Genomic DNA, 19,881 nt, shown 5'->3' with positions numbered 1-19,881 from the left:
CTGCGGGATCGACCGTTTCAGTCCCGCCGAACCCTGACCCACTCCAGAACGTGAAGGCGAAGGGCCGAAGACAGGTTCGATGCCTTCGGGCGTGTGGTGTCGATCTCTGCCACCAGCGCGGCAAGCGTCATGCCGCGCGCGGCGGCGATGGCAACGAGATCGTCATAGAACGGCTCTTCGAGCGAATAGCTCGTCCGGTGTCCGTTGATGGTGACGGAACGCTTCTTCACCAGACCCATATGCATCCTTCTCAACCGCTTTCCTGAAGCAGGTCTGCTTTTTGCGAATCGCAGAAGCACTACGGCAGTTTGTTTTGAAACAATTCCGAACGCAAAAATTGCTTCGTGCTTCTGCGGGAATTGCCATAGAGGGTGACGAATCCGGAGCTTTTCGCGCTCCGATCCACGTCAGGCGCTGTCCGTCAGCGTCGAAAAAGCTTCGGCTGGAGACGAGGCCCTTCTCAACAGCCCGAGGACCTGCTCATCGCGGGTCTTGCGTGCGACGGCAGCGAGGATTTTGAGGTACTCGCTGGTGCGTTCCCCTCCGGACAGCAGCAGGAAGACGATATCGACCGGAAGATCGTCCACGGCATCGAACTCGATCGGCTTTCTGAGAACCACAAGGGTGGCGAATGGTGCGTCGAGACCCGCGACAGGTGCGTGCGGAATGGCGACGCCATTCCCGATTCCGGTGGAGCCGAGTTTTTCGCGTCCCATCAGTGCGGTGTGGATCACGTCCTCTTCAAGCCCCGTGCGCGCGGCGGCGTGGGCGGCCAGTGTTCTGATCAGGACGGCTTTTGTCGGGACGGGCAGGTCGAGGATCACATCCTGTGGTGCGATGACGGATGACAGGTTCATGGGATTACTCACGTTGAAGGCACTCGCAGGTTGGCAAGCGTAGCCGGTCACAGTTCCGGTTCACGGAGACGGTAGCCGACGCCTGTTTCGGTCAGGATGTATTGCGGCTGATCGGGCATTGCCTCGATCTTCTGCCGCAACTGGCGGACATAGACCCGCAGATACTGGACGTCGGCCACACCGCCCCACACCTGTTTCAGGATGTGCTGATGGGTGATGACCTTGCCCGCGTGCTGCACGAGAACGCGCAGGATGTCATATTCCCTGGGCGACAGCTTTATCTCCTTGTCCGCGACCCTGACGATCCTCTTAACCAGATCGACGCTCAGATCACCTGTCTGGAATATCGGTCGTTCGCCATGCTGCTGGAGCCTGTGCCTCAGAGCGACGCGGATGCGCGCCGCCAGTTCACGCATGCCAAAGGGTTTGGTGAGGTAATCGTCGGCGCCCAGTTCAAGTGCTCTGACGATGCCCGTTTCATCGGTGCGGCTCGACAGGATGACGATCGGCAATTCGACGAGTTCGGACCGCCACCGCTCAAGCAAATCATGTCCCGACATGTCGGGCAGGCCCAGATCCAGCAGGATCAGATCCGGCTTTTCAGAGGAGACAAGCGCAACCGCCTGCTCCGCATTGCCTGCTTCGACCATGGCATAGCCTTCCGCCGTCAATCCCACACGCAGAAGCTTGCGGATCGGCGGTTCGTCATCCACGACCAGTATCTTGACCGCTGTGGTGCTCATGGCCTGCCTTCCAAATTCGCTGGTTCCGGCCCGGTCGGGAACCGCAGGGTAAAAATGGCGCCGGATCGGTCAAACCGATTGGTCGCCGTGATGGTTCCGCCCATCGCCTCGACGAATCCCCTGCAGATCGACAAGCCGAGGCCGGTTCCGGCCTGAACATGATCCTTCTTGCGTACGCGATAGAAGCTGTCGAAAATCCGGGTGAGATCGTCCGGCGGAATACCTGGCCCCTCATCGATGATCTGCAACATGACATGGGCATCCTGCGCCCACCCCCTGATCGAAATCAGCGATCCCGCTGGCGCATATTTGCGGGCGTTGTCGAGCAGGTTGAACAGCACCTGCTCGAACAGGACCGGATCGAGCCGCACCATCGGCAGATCGGGCGGCACGGCAAGATCGATCCGGTGGTGGAGCAGGATTTTTTCAGCGCGCCGCAGGGCGCTTCCGACGCTGTCCCCGACGAAAAGCGGTGTCAGCGAAACCGCCGCCGCTCCCGATTCCAGCCGCGTCATGTCGAGGAGATTGGCAATGAAGCGGTTCAACCGTTCCGCCTCGTCGACAATCGTTGCCAACAGTTCGGCCCGCCCGGTTTCGGTGAGGGAGGTCGAATAGTCTCTCAGCGCGCCGGCAGATCCGAGTATCGACGCCAGAGGCGTCTTGAGATCGTGCGACAGCGAGGTCAGGAGCGCCGAGCGCAGCTTGTCCGCCTCGGCGGCAAGGCGCGCATTGTCGACATCCGCCACCAGCTGGATCCGCTCGATGGCAAGCGCTGCCTGATCCGCAAGGGAATCGAACAGCCGTTGCTCGGCAGGCGTCAGCACCGGGCCCTGCTTGTCATTGTCTAGACCGATGACGCCGACCTGCGTTCGCGCCGTCTTCAGGGGCAGGTAGAGGCGTTTCGCCCCGGGCAGAGTATCCGCGCCGCGGCCAGCGGGCTTGTCATGCTCCCAGGCCCAGTGGGCGGCAGCGATGTCCGCATCGTCGAGCGTGTCGTCCGGCGGATAGCCTGCCTGAACCGCGATACGACCGTTCTCGGGCAGAAGCACGACCACCCTGACCTTCAGCATCGAAGCGATCTGATAGACGGTTGCCCACAGAACATCTTCCAGCGTGCCCGCGCCGGCGAGCTTCCGGCTGAAGAGATAAAGCCCCTCGGTGGCCTTGGCGCGCTGGCGCGCTGTCACGGCCTGCCGCTGGACCCGGCCCGCGAGATTGCTGGCGACAACCGCGACGCCGAGGAAAAAGGCGAATGCGACGACGCTTTCCGGATCGCCTATATCCAGCGTGTAGAGCGGTTCGAGAAAAAAGAAATTGAAGACGAACGCACTCATCAGCGACGCGAACAATGCGGGCCAGAGGCCGCCACTCATGGCCGAGGCAAGAACCGCCATGAGGAAGACAAGCGCGATGTTGCGCACATCCAGAAAGCGCGAGAGCGCCGTGCCGATGCCCAGCGCGATCGCGACGTAAAGCATGCTCCACAGATAGTGGCCGGGATCCGGGCGCCTTGCCGATTTTGTGCCCGCAGCCGCGGAAGGTCGGGTCTCCTCGCCACTGCTGGCCGAGATCACATGGACGCTCACATCGGTCCTGGCGCGAATGAGGTCATGCGATACCGAGCCCGCGAAAATCTCGCGCCAGCGCGGCGATGTGGGCATGCCGACAATAATGTGGGTGTAGTTGTTGGCGGCGGCGTAAGCCAGAATCTCTTGGGCGATGTCCTCGCCCGGCAAGGTGACCGCTTCCGCCCCGAGTTGCTCGGCAAGCCGCAGCGCATTGGCGATCTTATCCTTCCGGGCCTCTGCGAGGCGCGCGTCCCTGCTGGTTTCAACATGAACGGCGGCCCATGGCGCCCGCAGGCGATCGGCCTGCCTGCGCCCATAGCGCACGAGCGCGCTGGCGCCCGGCTGATCGCCGATGCAGACGAGCACGCGCTCTCCGGCCGACCACGGGCCTGCGATGGCATGCGCCTGCATATGGGTGACGAGCTGATCGTCGACGCGCTGCGCGGTAAGCCGCAGGGCGAGTTCGCGCAGCGCCGTCAGGTTGCTTGGCGAAAAGTAGTTCTGCGTCGCCCGCTTCGCGGTCCCTGGAAGATAGACCTTGCCTTCGTTCAGGCGCTTGATCAGGTCGCCGGGCGTGATGTCGATGATCTCGATGTCGTCGGCCCGGTCGATAATCGAATCCGGGACGGTCTCGCGCACCCGGATGCGCGTGATCTGGGCGACGACGTCGTTGAGGCTCTCGACATGCTGGATGTTGAGCGTGCTGTAGACGTCGATGCCGTTGGCGAGCAGTTCCTCGACGTCGAGATAGCGCTTGGGATGGCGGCTCCCCGGCGCATTGGTGTGGGCGAGCTCGTCCACCAGAACCAGCGCCGGCTTGCGCGCGAGGATGGCATCGATGTCCATCTCGTCAAGCAGATGCCCCCGATAGGGCACATTTCGGCGGGGAACGACCTCGAAGCCTTCGACCAAGGCCTCTGTCTCGGCCCGCCCATGTGTCTCGACCACGCCGATGACGACATCTACCCCATCCGCCCGCCGGGCGCGGCCCGACATCAGCATCTCATACGTCTTGCCGACGCCGGGCGCCGCCCCAAGAAAGATCTTGAGATGGCCGCGCGATTCACGCTCGGCGTTTTCCAGCAACGCGTCCGGCGATGGCCGGTTCTGCTCTCGTATGGGATCGTCAGGCACGCATGGGCTCCGGATCAACGGTCAGGACGCCTATTATAGCCATCCTGACAACTTCGTTCAGCACAGATTGGCGTCGTCGAGCGCCAGGTTCAGCCTGAGAACATTGACCACGGGTTCACCCATGAAGCCCAGCATCCGCGGCTCGACATGGCGCTCGACCAGTTCACGCACGGCGGCCTCGTCGACGCCCCGCGCTTTGGCGACACGGCCGACCTGAAAGTAGGCGGCCTCCGGCGTGATGTGCGGATCGAGCCCGCTGCCCGAGGTCGTCACGAGATCGATGGGAACAGCCTGGTTGCCGTTCGCGGCGCGTTGAGCCTGTGTATCGGCGGCCACGCGATCGCGCAGCGCCTGGCTGGTGGGGCCGTAGTTAGACCCGCTGGATGCGCCCGCATCGTAGCCGTCTGCACCGGCCGCCGACGGGCGCGGGTGAAAATAGCGCTCGCCGGTGAACCGCTGACCGATCAGCCCGGAGCCGACGACCGTGCCGTTGCGCTCGATGAGGCTGCCATTGGCCTGGAAGGGCAGGAGTGCCTGCGCGAGCCCGGTGATGCCGAGCGGATAGAGAAGCCCGGTGATTATCGTGAAGGCAACGATCATGAAAATCGCAGGCCTGATTTGCTTGAGCATCTTGTTTTTCCCGAATGATCCGCCGCTGAACAACAGCAAGGATGCGGAGTGATTGCCTGTTTTGCGGGTCCCGCCTCAGGCGAGGCCCGCGGCGGTGATCGCCATGTCGATGAGCTTGATGCCCGCGAAGGGGACGAGGATACCGCCCAGCCCGTAGATCAGGAGATTGCGCGACAACAGCGAGCCCGCTCCGATCGCACGGTATCTGACGCCTTTGAGCGACAAGGGGATCAGCGCGACGATGATGAGAGCGTTGAAGATGATCGCCGAGAGGATCGCGCTTTGCGGCGAAGCGAGGCCCATCAGGTTGAGCGCGCCGAGCTGCGGATAGAAGACGAGGAACATCGCCGGGATGATCGCGAAATATTTCGCGATGTCGTTGGCGATAGAGAACGTCGTCAGGGCGCCGCGCGTCATCAGCAACTGCTTGCCGATCTCGACGATCTCGATGAGCTTCGTCGGGTCGCTGTCGAGATCGACCATGTTGCCGGCCTCGCGGGCGGCGACCGTGCCGGTGTTCATGGCCACGCCGACATCCGCCTGGGCAAGCGCCGGGGCGTCGTTGGTGCCGTCGCCGCACATGGCGACCAGCTTGCCCTTGGCCTGTTCCTCGCGGATGAGCGCCAGCTTGTTCTCCGGCGTCGCCTGCGCCAGGAAGTCGTCGACGCCGGCTTCCGCCGCGATCGCGGCCGCTGTCATCGGGTTGTCGCCGGTGATCATCACCGTGCGGATGCCCATGCGGCGCAGCTCGGAGAACCTTTCCCTGATGCCGCCCTTGACGATGTCCTTCAGATGGATGACCCCGAGCAGGCGGCCATCCTTCACCACGGCAAGAGGCGTGCCGCCCGCCCTGGCGATTTCGTCGGAGATGTCCTTCAGTTCGCGGACGCTTTCGGCGGAAGCACGCGTGCTGCCGGTCGCGACCGTGGCAAGCTCCACATGCTTGAGAACCGCATCGACCGCGCCCTTGCGGATCGACGTGCCGTCAACGTCGACACCGCTCATGCGCGTCTGCGCCGTGAAGGGCACGAAGGTTGCGTTCAGGCTCGCCATGTCGCGTGCGCGAATGCCGTATCTTTCCTTGGCGAGCACGACGATCGAGCGGCCTTCGGGCGTCTCGTCGGCCAGCGATGCGAGTTGCGCCGCATCGGCCAGATCCCACTCGGTGACGCCACGCACGGGCCGGAATTCGCTGGCCTGACGGTTTCCGAGCGTGATGGTGCCGGTCTTGTCGAGCAGCAGCGTGTCGACGTCGCCGGCGGCCTCGACCGCGCGGCCGGACATGGCCAGGACGTTGAAGCGCACCAGCCGATCCATGCCGGCAATGCCGATGGCCGAAAGCAGCGCGCCGATCGTGGTCGGGATCAGCGTGACGAACAGGGCCACCAGCACGATCACCGGAACCATACCGCCGGAATAGGCCGCGAAGCTCGGAATGGTGACGACCGCGAGCACGAAAATCAGCGTCATGCCCGCAAGCAGGATGTTGAGCGCGATCTCGTTCGGCGTCTTCTGGCGCTCGGCGCCTTCGACGAGAGCGATCATCTTGTCGATGAAGGTCGAACCTGCCGCCGCGGTGATGCGAACCTTGATCCAGTCGGACAGCACCTGCGTGCCGCCGGTGACGGCGGAGCGGTCGCCGCCCGACTCGCGGATGACCGGTGCGGACTCGCCGGTGATGGCGGCTTCGTTGACGGAGGCCACGCCTTCGATCACCTCGCCATCGGAAGGGATGATCTCGCCGGCGGAAACCAGAACGATATCGCCGACCTTCAGGCTGGTGCCCGGAACCGACTCGACTTCCAGGCCCTCGGCATCCACGAGGCGACGCGCCTCGGTTTCGCTGCGCGTGCGCCGCAGCGAATCTGCCTGCGCCTTGCCGCGCCCTTCGGCTACGGCCTCGGCGAAATTGGCGAACAACACCGTGAACCACAGCCACAGCACGATCTGCAACGAAAAGCCGACATTTTCGGCCCCCGTCACGATGTCCTTCACGAGCAGAACCGTCGTCAGAAGCGACACCGCCGCGACGACGAACATGACCGGATTCCTAGCGAGGCTCTTCGGGTTCAGTTTCCGAAAGGCGTCGCCGGCTGCCGGGACGAGGATGCGAGCGTCCAGCATGCTCGCGGATTTGGACTGGTTCATGAGAAACTCCAGCGCGTTTGTTGTTGGGGGCCAACCGCTCGGTCACGCCGCCGCGAGCAAATTCAGGGATAAGCCTTGCAGGGAGCGCCACGCCTGCAGCGCCTGCGCGCTGCCGAAAATGACGTGCTGCCTTCGGCTGTCTGGCCTGCCCCGCTCCGGAAACGGGAGCGGGGGTTCACGACATATCCGATCGATCTCAGCCATCTGGCCGCTGCCACGGTTCTCAGAAGGTCTGGCCCGCCACCATGGCGAAGTGCTCGACAATCGGGCCAAGCGCCAGTACGGGGAAGAAGGTCAGGCCGCCGACGATGAGCGTCACGCCGACGACAAGGCCGATGAACAGCGGTCCTGTGGTCGGCAGCGTGCCCGTGGAAGCCGGCACGCTCTTCTTGGCGGCCAGCGAACCCGCAATGGCCAGCACCGGCACGATGAGCAAAAACCTTCCCATCAGCATCGCGAGCCCGATGGCGATGTTGTAGAAGGGCGTGTTGGCGCTCAGGCCCGCAAAGGCGCTGCCATTGTTGTTGGCGCCTGAGGTGAAGGCGTACAGAACCTCGCTCAGTCCGTGCGGACCGGCATCCTGGATGCTGGACAGGCCAGCAGGAACCACGACGGCGATCGCGGTCAGGACCAGAATGGCAAGCGACGGCCCGAGCATCGCAAGGATGCTCATCTTCACCTCCCGGGCCTCGATCTTCTTGCCGATATATTCGGGCGTACGACCAACCATCAGGCCGGCGATGAAGACGGCCAGGATCGCGAAGATCAGGGTGCCGTAAACGCCGGCGCCGATGCCGCCGAGCGGCGGGATCTGCATGTTGAAGAGAGGCACCAGGCCGCCCAGCGGCATGAGGCTGTCGTGCATGGTGTTGACCGCGCCCGTAGAGGCCGAAGTGGTCACGACGGCGAAGAGCGAGGACAGCGCGATGCCGAACCGCGTTTCCTTGCCCTCCATGTTCCCGCCTTCGAGGCCAAGCGCATGGAGGATCGGATTGCCGGCGGCTTCGGCCCAGTAGACGACCCCGATGCCAGCCACCACGATGGTGAGAACTGCACCAAGCAGCGCCCAGCCCTGCTTCTGATCGCCCACCATGCGGCCGAACACGTTCAGCATTGCGAAGGAGATCGAATAGATCGCCAGAATGTGGATCAGGTTGGTCAGCGCCGTCGGGTTCTCGAACGGATGGGCCGAGTTGGCGTTGAAGAAGCCGCCGCCATTCGTGCCCAGATGCTTGATGATCATCTGCGACGCGACCGGCCCTTGTGCGATCGTCTGCCGGGCGCCTTCCACCGTCGTGGCGACGGTGTAGGGGTTGAGGTTCTGCGGAACGCCCTGCCACACCAGAACCAGACTGCCGACGATGCAGATCGGCAACAGGATATAGAGCGTGCTGCGGGTCAGATCGACCCAGAAGTTGCCGACGGTTCTGACGGAGGCGCGCGAAAAGCCGCGGATGATCGCCATGGCGCCGGCCATGCCGACCGCCGCCGACACGAAGTTCTGCACCGTGATGCCGGCCATCTGAGTCAGGTAGCTCATGGTGGTTTCGCCGCCATAGCCCTGCCAGTTGGTGTTGGTCATGAAGCTGACCGCCGTGTTGAACGAGGAGTCGGCGCTGACCGGCCCCATCCCGGCCGGGTTGAAGGGCAGTCCGCCCTGTATACGCTGCAAGAGATAGAGAAGCGCAAAGCCCGCCAGATTGAAGAGCAGCATGGCCGCCATATAGGTCGTCCAGTGCTGTTCCTCCTTCTCGCTCGTTCCCGCAATGCGGTACAGGCCGCGCTCGAGGGGGCCGAAAATGGTCGAGAGGATCGTGCGCTCACCAGTCATGACGCGCGTGATGTATCCGCCAAGCGGCTTCACCAGCGCGATTGCGATCCCGAGAAAGACCAGAATCTGTATCCATCCGTTTATTGTCATCGATCGTTGCTTTCCGAGCTTTTGCCCTGACAGGAGCATCGGGCGTTCAGACGAACGCCGCTCCAGCCCCCAAATCCTGACCGCATTCATGCAAGGTCAGACGACTACGTCTGACTGCGGAGTGCTCTAGAAGCGCTCCGGGCGAGCGAGGGCATAGAGCAGGTATGCGGTCACGCAGGCGGCAACTGCCGCACCCAGGAAATATTCCATGGTCATCGGTGAATTCTCCCGATCAAAGCTTTTCGCAGACTTTGATGTAGCCAAACATCAGCGCGAAAAATCCAAACCCTATTGCCAGCACAAGAATATCCATCGCTTTCGCCTCGGGATCTTCTGTTGATACCAATGGCAGGCAGGACGCGCGTCCTTGCCTGCCACAACTTCAATTCATCCAGCGCTCACTGGCGCAGGCACGTGTGCCGGAGGAGGAATTTCAGGCAATATGGACGCGAACCGCATATAGGTTCGAGAGAGGACAAGGCCTCGAATAATAGGAATCTGATAAAGATTCCGGCGCCACGCATAAGCATTCCATAAAGATGGCGCCGTTTGCGACCAGAACTCCCTGCACATTCAAATGCACAGCTCGTCGAGGCGGCGCGCGGCAATCAAGTTGGGGGCTTTGGTGATTGTCGTCCGGTTCGGGCTTTCGGGGCGGGAAGGACCGTTACGCCCGGCCAGCGCGTCGTGACTTCTCCGTCATCTGTAATGCAGGCCGGGAGCGATTCCGGGCTGGATCGAGCGCTACGGAAACCCGACCGCACACCGAGGCGAACGCCGCCTCAGCTGGCTGGTCCGCCATGGCCGATGTTCTGGCTTGATTCGGAAATCCGTGTCACGAGCGTAGCGAAACCTGAGATGGTTTCCTCAGGAGAGCGCCTGAGCGGTGAGGCATGATCCATCTCCATGCCTGCCATCGTAATGTCGATCCGGATCAATCCTCTTCGGAAGGGCGCACGGGCTTCAGGAAATGTCCGTCCAGCAGGGTGCGGGATTTTTCTTCCGCTTTGCGGTCGCGTTCCCGCTCCGATTTGGTGCGGCCGTGCAGGGCCCGGTTCTGAGCGGCGGCAAGTTCCTTGTCGTCCCGCGCCTTCCGCTTGCGGATCTGGCGCAGGTTGACGATCTCGCCCATCGGGAAACCCTGCCTATTTCTTGCGGAATGCGTCGAGCGAAACGACTTCGGCGCCCTTCGCGGGGGCAGGCTCTTCTTCCGCCTCGTTCTTTTTCGCTTCCGCGGCCTTCTTCGCGGCTGCCGGCTTCACCTTGGCAGGGGCAGGGGCGGGCTTCTCTTCCTGCTCCTGTTCCGGCCCGGAAGCTTCTGCCGGCTCGGTGCGGACGTCGAATTCAAGCTCGAAATTCACCGAAGGGTCGTAGAAACCGCGCACGGCTGAGAACGGAATTTCCAGCTTCTCGGGAATATCGGAGAAGGAAAGCCCGACCTCGAAGCCGCTGTCCGTGACCTTCAGGTCCCAGTACTGGAACTGGATCACGATGGTCATCTGTTCGGGATAGCGTTCGCGCAGGCGGCTCGAAATGCGAACACCCGGCGCGCCGGTCAGGAATGTGATGAAGAAGTGATGGTTTCCCGGCAGACCCGTGCGTGCAACCTCGGCCAGAACCTTGCGCATCACACCACGCAGGGCTTCCTGAGCCAGGATGTCGTATCTGATATGGTCGTCGGCCATGAGCATTTCCGTTGAATCGTCGCAGTAGCTGTAATCAAGCTTGGCGACCACGTAAACCGGGATATGGGCTACCTGACCAAGATGAGCAAGGTAAGGATGTGTTTAGCCACTATCCTTGCGCGCAGGCCCTGCCTGTTACACGTGAAGGGTGCGGCTGGGTTGCATTCCGGTTCTGGGGAAAACTGCCGGATTTGCGTCAGTTTTTGCTGATGGCATCGCTTCAGGCCAGCTGGCGGACACCGAAGGCACGCAGGAAGGTGCGTACGCCATTGGCCGAGGCGCTCCTGACTTCCTCCTGCGAGGGCGTTTCTCCAATCAGCAGGGTGAGCTGAAGATCGGCATTGGCAAGCGCGAGGAACTGGCGTGCGGCAAGGTCCGGATCGTCGATGACCAGCAGACCGGCATGGGCCAGCCGCGCGAAGCGCGCGGCAAGTGCGGCCATGGTGCGCCGGGGGCCTTCCTCGCGCCAGTCGGCAAACAGGGAAGGGCAGCGCTCGCTTTCAGCCTGAATCAGCCTGCGCAGGAATTTTCCCTCCCTGTTGCAGATGCAGTTGAGGTTCATCCGCATTGCGAAGTCGGTCAGGTCCGTTTCCAGATCGCCGGGATGATCGGGAAAGGTGCCGAGCGTGGCAAAGACGACCGCGTTGGAGCGCTCCGTCATGTCCCTAACGACAGCCCGGAACAGCCCATCCTTGTCGCCGTGGTGATTGTACACCGTCTGTCGGGAAACGCCGGCTTCGGCGGCGATGAGATCGATGTTCGCTCCTGCAAAGCCTTCCCGGCAAAACACTTCGGCAGCCGCCTCAAGAATGAAGCTGCGCTTGGCGGCGTGGCCGCGTGGCGGGAGCGTGTCAGGAACGATCGATGGTTTCATAAAAAATCATATATCACTGATTGACTATTTGGGCAAATGAGTCTAAAAATTTTTTATATCGAATATAAAGATCGGCGTCTTGTCTCTCAGGCATGGCCTGACGATCTTTCTGCGGGTTGTGCTGTTCCTCCCCCGGCGCGCCCGCCAAACGAAAGAGCCAGAAATGCCTGCAAAATTCTACCGCATCGCGGTGGTGCTCGGCCTGCTGTCGGCCATCGGTCCCTTCGCCATCGACATGTATCTGCCTGCACTTCCCACCATAGGTGAAGATCTCGGCGCCAGCACTGCCGCGGTGCAGATGAGCCTGCTGATCTTCTTTCTCGCAACGGCGGTCGGCCAGCTTGCCGTCGGGCCGATCTCCGACATGGCAGGTCGCAAGGCCCCGCTTTATGCGGGGCTTTTCCTTTTCATGATCGGCGGGGTGGGGGCGGCGCTGTCACCCAGCGTGGAATGGCTGATTGCCTTCCGTTTCATTCAGGGGCTTGGCGGCTGCGCCAGCATGGTCATACCGCGGGCCGTGGTGCGCGATCTGCACACGGGTGTCGAAGCCGCGAAATTGATGTCGCTCCTGATGCTTGTGTTCTCGATCTCGCCTATCCTGGCGCCGCTGACCGGGTCCTTCATCATCGACGCCTTCGGCTGGAGGGCGGTGTTCTGGGTGGTGACGGGCGCGGCTCTCGTGGCCTGCCTGTTGCTCGCCACCTCGATCGAGGAAACGCGCCCCGCGGCAGCGCGCGTCGGCAGTTCGCTGCGCACATCGCTCGCCGGCTACCGCCATCTGCTCGGTGACCGCAGGTTTCTCGGTCTCGTCGGCACGGGCGGCTTCGCGATCTCGTCCTTCTTCGTCTACCTGTCGAGTTCGTCCTTCATCCTCATCGATCACTACGGGCTCTCGCCGCATCTCTACAGCGTCTACTTTTCCCTCAATGCGGTGTCGTTCTTCGCCATGTCGCAACTGACGGGCACGCTTGCGCAGCGCTATGGGCTCGCAAGGGTGGTTAGGGTCGCGGTGGCGGGATATGCCGCCACGATGCTGGTGCTTCTGGCGCTGATGGCATCCGGCGCCGATCAGCTCTGGGTGCTGGCGTCGATGCTGTTCATTGGTTACGGCTTTGTCGGACTGGTCATTCCCTCGACCTCCGTTCTGGCCATGGACGACCATGGTGCGATAGCGGGAACGGCTTCGGCGCTGATGGGAACGCTTCAGTTCGGCATCGGCGCCGTGGCGATGGCGGGAGCCGGCATTTTCTTCGACGGTACACCCCTGCCGATGGTGGCAGCCATCGCCGTATGCGCGATCATCGCCTTCGTGCTGGCACAGGTGACGCTGGGGATGAAGCGTGCGCCGAAGGCGGTTAGCGCCCCGGCGGAGTAAGCCGGACCGGAACGGGCATGAAAGGGGCCGGTTCGCCGGCCCTTTTTCATGCAGAAGTTTCGCAGAGGATGAAGCGCACCCGCTCTTCCACCGAACAAAGGGGAAGCGGCACCAGATCGTAGCCCAGTTCGGTGTAGATCTTTTTCATTGCCTCGCATGTGCGCTCCGCCTCGTCGGCCGATTGCCTGCGCTCCGCATCCTGCCCGAATATATCGGGCCAGAAAGGCGCGATGAATATTCTGCGATGGTACCGAAGGGTTTCTGCCGCTTTCATCATGTGAGCAGGCACCGGGAGGCCGGTCAGCCGCAGATAGCCGATTGCGTCGGGAATGCCCCGGTCGAAAAACAGCGTTCCTGATCTTTGCCCTGCCTCTTCATAGGAGCGCATGTCCCATGACAGCATCAGCTCGGCGAACAGGGCCGGATCGCGCCATGGCAGGGCAGGGCCGTCCACCGCCTGCTGGGCGCGGATGATGTTGCGCCCGGCCTCCGGCATGGCGGAATGGCCCGACTCGCGCAGCGCGTCGAGGAGGGTCGTCTTGCCCGAACCCGGCCCTCCGGTGATGACGATGAAGCGGCTGGCATCCATGATGATGCTCCCTTTGCATGCGGGCTGAAATGAGGAAACGGCACGGCGCGGCTCACGGCACGGACCAAAAGGTCGTCGCGTGGACACGGCATGCTGCTGATAAAGATGAAAAGGGGGAGAGAAGTGGAGGTTTCTGTTGCCAGGTACCTCCGAACCCCGCCTGAAGGTGCGAACCCTCAGGAGTTTATTTGAAGCTATCGCACCGCATTACGCAGCGAGACGTGCTTCCGCATAGTTGTCGTTTGCAACTACTGAGTTAGCCCGATGACGGTGGTACAATGCCGGGCAAAAGTACGATCTTTACACCTTCGTCGATCCTGTTTCGCCCCCAGCAAAAGCTGTCCGTCACGACAGTTTTTGGTGGAGGCGCCGGGTACCGCCCCCGGGTCCGAACGGCTTATTACATCGCCCATTTATCACCATAGTCGGTCAAGCCGACAGGTCGAATATAGGCACTCTTCGGGGCAAATGGAAGAGATGCCCGGTTGCAATTATCAGCTGTGGCGGAGGCTGCTTTAACTTGACTTGGCAGGGCAATTTCTTGCAGGCTCGCAAACGGTACGGGATCTCGTCCGGCGACAGGTTGTATCGGCAGATCGTCCGTGAATTGCAGGGGACATAAACTCCGATGAGGGCTATCCATGAGTGACTATCTCGCCGACGTGCAGAAATACGACGCCAAGGCCGACGAGGCCGTGGTGAACAAGATCGTGAAGCATCTGGGCATCGCCCTGCGCAATCGCGATTCTTCGCTGGTTTCGGCCACCGACCAGAAGGAACTGGACCGCGTGCGTGACAGCTGGGGCGTCAAGAAGCTCGGCGTGGACGCTGCCGCAGCGGAGGCCGCCGTCGCCACCGTGGCGAAGACCATGGCCGCTGACCGTTCGAAGGGACGCGTGACCTTCTATTATCTGGTGGCCAAGGAACTCGGTAAGCTCGATTCGCTCTGAGATCTTTCTTCCGCTGCTGCCGGGCGGGGTCCCGAACGGCACACCGATGCGGATTTCACGATTTAAAGCCCGATCGCGGAAAACGTGATCGGGCTTTTGCCAGTCCCGGCTGTGGATGAACAAGGCTTGCGCATCTGTGCTCCGGGCGCGTCTGCGTCTATAGTGTAGCCGAAGCGTCGGACCGAAAACCGGACTCCGGTTTTTCGGCTGTTCCGATGCCCTGTCGATAATTCAGATCTTTGCCGTGCGTGCGGGTGCGCGCATGGAGATCTGGCCAGAAAATCTTCGGAACGGAGCCGATGCGGCAATATCTCGACCTTCTGAGCCACGTTCTTGAAACCGGCGTCGATCGCGGCGACCGCACCGGCACGGGCACGCGTTCGGTTTTCGGCTATCAGATGCGCTTCGATCTGGCGCAGGGCTTTCCCGTCACCACGACCAAGAAGCTGCATCTGAAATCGATCATCCACGAGCTTCTGTGGTTTCTGGCCGGCGACACCAACATCAAGTACCTCAACGACAACGGGGTGACGATCTGGGACGAATGGGCCGACGAGGACGGCAATCTGGGCCCTGTCTATGGCCGCCAGTGGCGCTCCTGGCCGACGTTGAATGAAAACGGGTCGGCGGGAGAGATCGACCAGATCGCCAATCTGCTGATTGAGCTGCGCCGCAATCCGCAATCGCGGCGGCTGATCGTGTCGGCGTGGAACCCGGCGCAGGTGGACACCATGGCGCTCCCGCCATGCCACTGCCTGTTCCAGTTCTATGTCGCCGAAGGACGGTTGTCCTGCCAGCTCTACCAGCGTTCCGCCGATATTTTCCTCGGCGTGCCCTTCAACATCGCCTCATATGCGCTGCTGACGATGATGATCGCGCAGGTGACGGGCCTGAAGCCCGGGGAATTCATCCACACGCTGGGCGATGCGCACCTTTACGCCAATCATTTCGATCAGGCGCGCGAGCAGCTGTCACGCGCGCCGAAGCCGCTGCCCACCATGTGGATCAATCCGGCGGTGGACGATCTGTTTGCCTTCCGCTTCGAGGATTTCCGGCTGGAAAACTACGTGGCGGACCCGAGCATCAGGGCGCCCATCGCGGTGTGAATTCGACGCGCGCCGGCGCCGGGGTCAGTCGACAGCGACCATCACATCGGACGCCTTGACCACGGCATAAGCTTCCACGCCTTCGCGCAGCTTCAGCTCGTCGACCGCTTCATTGGTGATGGATGCGGTGATGATCGCGCCACCGCCGATCTCGATGCGCACATGGGCCGTGGTGGCGCCCTTCGACACCTCGATGATTTTGCCCCTGATCTGGTTTCTGGCGCTGATCTTCATCGTGTGATCCCTTCTTTTCATGGTCCAATCCGGCATCAGTGAAGCACGGTTGCATGTGGAGCGCAAAAGGCTTCCCTTGTTATATTCGTCCGTATATATCGGTTGTGGCGCTGCACAGGGCGGCAAGAGCTTGAAGACAATCTGACAGGGAGAGGCTGAATGATCAGAATCAACAAAACCGGCTTGAAGGCACTGATGACCGCGGGCGCGCTTTCGGCGCTGCTCGTCGCACCCGTTTCCACCGCACAGGCAGATGACAATCAGCTTGTCGTCTTCGCTGCCGCCAGCCTGAAGAACGCGCTCGACGGCATCAACACGGCCTGCGAGGCCGATGTCGGCGAGACCGCGAAGATCTCCTATGCGTCCTCTTCGGCGCTGGCCAAGCAGATCGAGGAAGGCGCGCCGGCGGACGTGTTCATCTCCGCCGATCTCGACTGGATGAAATATCTGTCCGACAAGAACCTGATCAAGACCGACACCGAGGAGCGGTTGCTGGGCAACCGCATCGTGCTGGTGGCGCCTGCGGATTCGTCCGCTGAAGCCAATCTTGAGAAGGGTTTTGACCTTGCTGGCCTGATTGGCGATGGCAAGCTCGCCATGGGCGACGTCAAGGCCGTGCCGGCCGGTAAATACGGCAAGGCGGCGCTTGAGGCGCTCGATATCTGGGGATCGGTCGAGGGCAAGATCGCGCAGGCCGAGAATGTGCGCGCCGCGCTGAAGCTGGTGGCCACCGGCGAAGCGGCGGCCGGCATCGTCTACGCAACCGACGCGGTTGCCGAGCCGGGTGTGAAGGTCATTGCGACGTTCCCGGAAGAAACCCATGCGCCGATCATCTATCCGGTCGCGCAGACCGCCGATTCCAAGGATGCCGAAGTGCCGGCCTTCCTGAAGTGCCTGCACACGGACAAGGCGCGCAAGCTGTTCGAGGAACAGGGCTTCACGGTGCTTGCACCGGCCGCGAACTGAGCCTGAACGCAGCTCATGAACTGGTTGCTGGACCTGACCCCGGATGAATGGACGGCGGTCAGGCTCTCTGTCAAGGTGGCGACGGTGGCGATGCTCGCCTCCGTCCCTCCAGGCATACTGATCGCATATCTGCTGGCGCGGGGCCGCTTCTGGGGCAAGTCCGTGCTCAACGGCCTCGTTCACCTGCCGCTGGTGCTGCCGCCGGTGGTGACGGGCTATCTGCTTTTGCTCGCCTTCGGGCGGCGCGGACCGGCCGGCGCGTTCCTCGCCGAACATTTCGGCATCGTCTTCTCGTTCCGCTGGACGGGTGCCGCACTTGCCTGCGGGGTGATGGGCTTTCCGCTGATGGTGCGCGCGATACGGCTTTCCATCGAATCGGTGGATCGCAAGCTGGAGGCGGCCGCCGGAACGCTGGGCGCCAGCCCCTTGTGGGTGTTCTCCACGGTCACGCTGCCGCTGATCCTGCCCGGCATCATGGCCGGCGCCATCCTGTCCTTCGCCAAGGCCATGGGCGAGTTCGGGGCGACCATCACCTTCGTGTCCAACATTCCGGGGGAAACCCAGACCCTGCCTTCGGCCATCTATACCTTCACGCAGGTGCCGGGCGGCGATGAGGGCGCGCTGCGGCTCACCCTCATCAGCATCATCATCTCCATGCTGGCGCTGGTCGCCTCCGAGGCCATGGCGCGCCGGCTTGGCAAGCGGATGGACGTGGAATGACGCTTTCGGTCGACATTCGCCATCGTCAGGGCGATTTTCAGGTCGAGGCCCGGTTCTCGGGCGCGGGCAGGCTGACGGCGCTGTTCGGCCCCTCCGGTTCCGGCAAGAGCACGCTCATCAACCTGATAGCGGGCCTGATCCGCCCCGACGAAGGCCGCATAGAGGTGGATGGCAAGGTGCTTGTCGATACGCGCGCCGGCATCCATGTGCCGCGCCACAAGCGCCGCATCGGCATGGTGTTTCAGGACGCGCGGCTGTTTCCTCACATGAGCGTGCGCTCCAACCTGCTCTATGGGCGCTGGTTCACGCCGGCCGCCGAGCGCTATATGGAGATGGACGCGATCGTCGATCTTCTCGGCATCGGCGCCCTGCTGGATCGCAAGCCGTCAAATCTTTCCGGCGGCGAGAAGCAGCGTGTCGCTATCGGGCGGGCCTTGCTGTCCAGCCCGCGGCTGCTGCTGATGGACGAGCCGCTCGCGGCGCTTGACGAGGCGCGCAAGGGCGAAATCCTGCCCTATATCGAGCGCCTTCGCGACGAGATGAAAATCCCCATCGTCTATGTCAGCCATTCCGTGGCGGAGGTGGCGCGTCTGGCGAGCGACGTGGTGGTTCTGGCGCAGGGCAGGGTGGCAGCTTCCGGGCCGGTCACCGAAATCCTGCAGCGGCTGGACCTTTTGCCGGCATCCGAGCGCGGCGAGGGCGGATCGCTGGTCGAGACGGTGGTGCAACGTCACGACGATGCGTTTTCCATGTCGGTGCTGCGTTCTGCTGCCGGCGAAATTCACGTTCCGCGCATCGATATTGCCATCGGCCAGCCGGTGCGTCTGCGCATTCGCGCCCGCGACGTGATGATCGCCACGGAACGTCCGAAGGGGCTCAGCGCGCTGAACATTCTTGCGGGCCGCATTGACGGTATCGCCGATGGGGCAGGTGGCGAACGGGAGGTGCGGATCGACTGCAACGGCGTGTCCGTTCTGTCGCGGATCACCGAACAGTCGCGGCAGGCGCTGGCGCTCGCGCCCGGCCTGCCGGTGTATGCAGTGGTCAAGACGGTGAGTTTCGACACCGTCAATGCCGGCGTGGCAGCCAGATAAGACAATGACGTGAACGCCGGCACTGTCGTTATTCCATTTTGGAATAGCGATAGTCTCTGCAAGGCGCTATGTGTACGGGAGACCGTTTTGCGGGAACAGAAGATGCCGTCACTGACATTGCGGATAAACCTCGATCCTGACGGGCGCATCGGACCCGGCAAGATCGAGCTTCTGGAACATATCGCGTCCTTCGGCTCGATTTCGGCCGCCTCGCGCGCCATGCAGATGTCCTACAAACATGCATGGGATCTGGTGGAGGACATGAACCGGGTGTTCGGCAAGCCGCTGGTCAGTGCGCAGACCGGCGGCAAGCGCGGCGGCGGCGCTCAGCTCACACCCGTGGGGCTCGCCGTGGTGAGCCGTTACCGGGCGATCGAGCGGGCAGCGGCCGTTGCCGCGCAGGATCACATGATGGCGCTTCAGGCCGAGATTGACGCGGGATAACGTGTTTATTGCGGCGCGGGCAGGAGGCCGTCTCCGTTATAAGGTGTCTTCTTCAGCTTCACCCTGCTGGCGTAGCAGATAAGTGTCCATGATCCATCCTTTCGCGGCACGTGCCTTGGCGCGGACGGCGACGATCCGATCTTCGACGTCGCCGAGGCGGCCCGAAATGATGATTTCGTCGGGAGTGCCCAGATAGGCGCCCCAGAAGATGGTGAGGTTTTTGCCGGGCAGCGAGCGGAAGGCGCAGTTACCGTCGAGCATGACGACGACCGTGCCGGCGTTTGGCGGCATGCCTTCGCCGAGCAGTCGCCGCCCGGTGGTGATCAGCACCGGATCTGCAATGCGGTTCAGCGCGATCTTGTGGCTGGCGCACAGCGACTGGATGGCGGTAATGCCGGGGATGACCTCGGTGTCGAAGCTCACATTCCCGCGATGGCGTACCCGCTCCAATATGCGCAGCGCGCTGTCGTAGAGCATGGGGTCGCCCCAGATCAGCAGCGCGCCGCAGCCGTTTTCCGCGATCTCGTCCCGGATCAGCGCTTCATAAATTGCTGCGATCGCGGTGTGCCAGTCGTCCACAGTGCTTTCGTAAGATGGTGAGGGCGTGGCGCGCCGGGGCACATCGAAGCTGACGCGCCTTGTTCGGGCATTGGTGACGAATCGGTCGCAGATTTCATGCCTCAATGCGGCAAGATCGCTTTTTTCTTCCCCCTTGTCAGGGATGAACAGCACGTCGGTCTTGTTCAGCGCCGTGATGGCCTGAACGGTCATGTGTTCCGGATTTCCGGCGCCGATGCCGATGACGAAAAGCTTGCGCATGGCTGGTTTCCTGCCCGATCGGGC

General features: G+C 62.3%; 21 protein-coding genes and 1 other RNA gene. 7 read left to right on the top strand and 15 right to left on the bottom strand.

The features are described 5' to 3' along the window. Nucleotides 1-17: 17 nt before the first annotated feature. The 11 genes from HNR59_RS13620 to HNR59_RS13570 all read right to left on the bottom strand — a co-directional run bounded on the left by HNR59_RS13620 (nucleotide 18) and on the right by HNR59_RS13570 (nucleotide 11,560). Nucleotides 18-239, bottom strand: coding sequence for a ribbon-helix-helix domain-containing protein (locus HNR59_RS13620; protein ID WP_183831593.1), 222 nt, complete (start codon nucleotides 237-239; stop codon nucleotides 18-20). 168 nt (nucleotides 240-407) lie between these two features. Then, nucleotides 408-857: a PTS sugar transporter subunit IIA gene (locus HNR59_RS13615; protein ID WP_183831074.1), complete on the bottom strand. Its 450-nt coding sequence runs from the start codon at nucleotides 855-857 to the stop codon at nucleotides 408-410. 47 nt (nucleotides 858-904) lie between these two features. Beyond that, entirely contained in the window at nucleotides 905-1,600 is a 696-nt protein-coding gene (locus HNR59_RS13610) for a response regulator transcription factor (protein ID WP_183831072.1), read from the bottom strand. After that, the gene (locus tag HNR59_RS13605) at nucleotides 1,597-4,302 is read right to left on the bottom strand and encodes a DUF4118 domain-containing protein (RefSeq protein ID WP_183831070.1); all 2,706 of its coding nucleotides are present in this window, start codon (nucleotides 4,300-4,302) and stop codon (nucleotides 1,597-1,599) included. The genes HNR59_RS13610 and HNR59_RS13605 overlap by 4 nt, the downstream gene beginning before the upstream one ends. Nucleotides 4,303-4,359: 57 nt before the next feature. Then, complete coding sequence (gene kdpC, locus HNR59_RS13600) at nucleotides 4,360-4,932, bottom strand: potassium-transporting ATPase subunit KdpC (RefSeq protein ID WP_183831068.1); 573 nt, start codon at nucleotides 4,930-4,932, stop codon at nucleotides 4,360-4,362. Nucleotides 4,933-5,007: 75 nt separating this feature from the next. Beyond that, nucleotides 5,008-7,080, bottom strand: a complete 2,073-nt coding sequence (gene kdpB, locus HNR59_RS13595; protein ID WP_183831067.1) for a potassium-transporting ATPase subunit KdpB — start codon at nucleotides 7,078-7,080, stop codon at nucleotides 5,008-5,010. Between the two features lie 223 nt (nucleotides 7,081-7,303). Beyond that, nucleotides 7,304-9,001: a potassium-transporting ATPase subunit KdpA gene (kdpA, locus tag HNR59_RS13590; RefSeq protein WP_183831064.1), complete on the bottom strand. Its 1,698-nt coding sequence runs from the start codon at nucleotides 8,999-9,001 to the stop codon at nucleotides 7,304-7,306. 126 nt (nucleotides 9,002-9,127) lie between these two features. Beyond that, nucleotides 9,128-9,217: a potassium-transporting ATPase subunit F gene (locus HNR59_RS13585; RefSeq protein WP_183831062.1), complete on the bottom strand. Its 90-nt coding sequence runs from the start codon at nucleotides 9,215-9,217 to the stop codon at nucleotides 9,128-9,130. A gap of 718 nt (nucleotides 9,218-9,935) precedes the next feature. After that, the gene (locus HNR59_RS13580) at nucleotides 9,936-10,133 is read right to left on the bottom strand and encodes a DUF4169 family protein (protein WP_183831060.1); all 198 of its coding nucleotides are present in this window, start codon (nucleotides 10,131-10,133) and stop codon (nucleotides 9,936-9,938) included. 13 nt (nucleotides 10,134-10,146) lie between these two features. Continuing rightward, the gene (locus HNR59_RS13575) at nucleotides 10,147-10,686 is read right to left on the bottom strand and encodes an SspB family protein (RefSeq protein WP_183831058.1); all 540 of its coding nucleotides are present in this window, start codon (nucleotides 10,684-10,686) and stop codon (nucleotides 10,147-10,149) included. A 220-nt stretch (nucleotides 10,687-10,906) separates the two neighbouring features. After that, nucleotides 10,907-11,560 (bottom strand): TetR/AcrR family transcriptional regulator, encoded by a 654-nt coding sequence (locus HNR59_RS13570; protein WP_183831056.1) that lies wholly within the window; start codon nucleotides 11,558-11,560, stop codon nucleotides 10,907-10,909. A 163-nt stretch (nucleotides 11,561-11,723) separates the two neighbouring features. Here HNR59_RS13570 and HNR59_RS13565 point away from each other — a divergent pair, with 163 nt between their 5' ends. Continuing rightward, on the top strand, nucleotides 11,724-12,935 hold the full coding sequence (locus HNR59_RS13565; protein WP_183831054.1) for a multidrug effflux MFS transporter: 1,212 nt from the start codon (nucleotides 11,724-11,726) through the stop codon (nucleotides 12,933-12,935). Between the two features lie 46 nt (nucleotides 12,936-12,981). On the opposite strand, the gene HNR59_RS13560 is transcribed toward HNR59_RS13565, so the two are convergent. Next, a complete protein-coding gene (locus HNR59_RS13560; RefSeq protein ID WP_183831052.1) occupies nucleotides 12,982-13,524 on the bottom strand; it encodes an AAA family ATPase in 543 nt (180 codons plus the stop codon). Nucleotides 13,525-13,646: 122 nt separating this feature from the next. Continuing rightward, nucleotides 13,647-14,002, bottom strand: a transfer-messenger RNA (tmRNA) gene (gene ssrA, locus HNR59_RS13555). Between the two features lie 163 nt (nucleotides 14,003-14,165). Here ssrA and HNR59_RS13550 point away from each other — a divergent pair. Both HNR59_RS13550 and HNR59_RS13545 read left to right on the top strand, forming a co-directional pair. Then, nucleotides 14,166-14,474, top strand: a complete 309-nt coding sequence (locus HNR59_RS13550; protein ID WP_183831050.1) for a DUF2853 family protein — start codon at nucleotides 14,166-14,168, stop codon at nucleotides 14,472-14,474. Nucleotides 14,475-14,773: 299 nt separating this feature from the next. Beyond that, on the top strand, nucleotides 14,774-15,580 hold the full coding sequence (locus HNR59_RS13545; RefSeq protein ID WP_183831049.1) for a thymidylate synthase: 807 nt from the start codon (nucleotides 14,774-14,776) through the stop codon (nucleotides 15,578-15,580). Nucleotides 15,581-15,604: 24 nt separating this feature from the next. Here the strand turns inward: HNR59_RS13545 and HNR59_RS13540 are convergent, their stop codons facing one another. Further along, nucleotides 15,605-15,814, bottom strand: a complete 210-nt coding sequence (locus HNR59_RS13540; RefSeq protein ID WP_183831591.1) for a TOBE domain-containing protein — start codon at nucleotides 15,812-15,814, stop codon at nucleotides 15,605-15,607. Nucleotides 15,815-15,973: 159 nt separating this feature from the next. Between HNR59_RS13540 and modA the strand changes: the two genes are divergently transcribed. The 4 genes from modA to HNR59_RS13520 all read left to right on the top strand — a co-directional run bounded on the left by modA (nucleotide 15,974) and on the right by HNR59_RS13520 (nucleotide 19,038). Beyond that, nucleotides 15,974-16,780, top strand: a complete 807-nt coding sequence (gene modA, locus HNR59_RS13535) for a molybdate ABC transporter substrate-binding protein (protein WP_183831047.1) — start codon at nucleotides 15,974-15,976, stop codon at nucleotides 16,778-16,780. Between the two features lie 15 nt (nucleotides 16,781-16,795). Further along, the gene (gene modB / locus HNR59_RS13530; protein WP_183831045.1) at nucleotides 16,796-17,500 is read left to right on the top strand and encodes a molybdate ABC transporter permease subunit; all 705 of its coding nucleotides are present in this window, start codon (nucleotides 16,796-16,798) and stop codon (nucleotides 17,498-17,500) included. After that, nucleotides 17,497-18,594 (top strand): molybdenum ABC transporter ATP-binding protein, encoded by a 1,098-nt coding sequence (modC, locus tag HNR59_RS13525; RefSeq protein ID WP_183831042.1) that lies wholly within the window; start codon nucleotides 17,497-17,499, stop codon nucleotides 18,592-18,594. Before modB ends, modC begins: the two co-directional genes overlap by 4 nt. Nucleotides 18,595-18,696: 102 nt before the next feature. Next, the gene (locus HNR59_RS13520) at nucleotides 18,697-19,038 is read left to right on the top strand and encodes a winged helix-turn-helix domain-containing protein (RefSeq protein ID WP_183831040.1); all 342 of its coding nucleotides are present in this window, start codon (nucleotides 18,697-18,699) and stop codon (nucleotides 19,036-19,038) included. 36 nt (nucleotides 19,039-19,074) lie between these two features. Here the strand turns inward: HNR59_RS13520 and cobF are convergent, their stop codons facing one another. Then, on the bottom strand, nucleotides 19,075-19,857 hold the full coding sequence (cobF, locus tag HNR59_RS13515; protein WP_183831038.1) for a precorrin-6A synthase (deacetylating): 783 nt from the start codon (nucleotides 19,855-19,857) through the stop codon (nucleotides 19,075-19,077). Between the last annotated feature and the right edge of the window lie 24 nt (nucleotides 19,858-19,881).

This window comes from Aquamicrobium lusatiense (assembly GCF_014201615.1).
Taxonomy (GTDB): Bacteria; Pseudomonadota; Alphaproteobacteria; order Rhizobiales; family Rhizobiaceae; genus Mesorhizobium; species Mesorhizobium lusatiense.
This window is presented reverse-complemented; position numbering and strand designations above follow the sequence as displayed.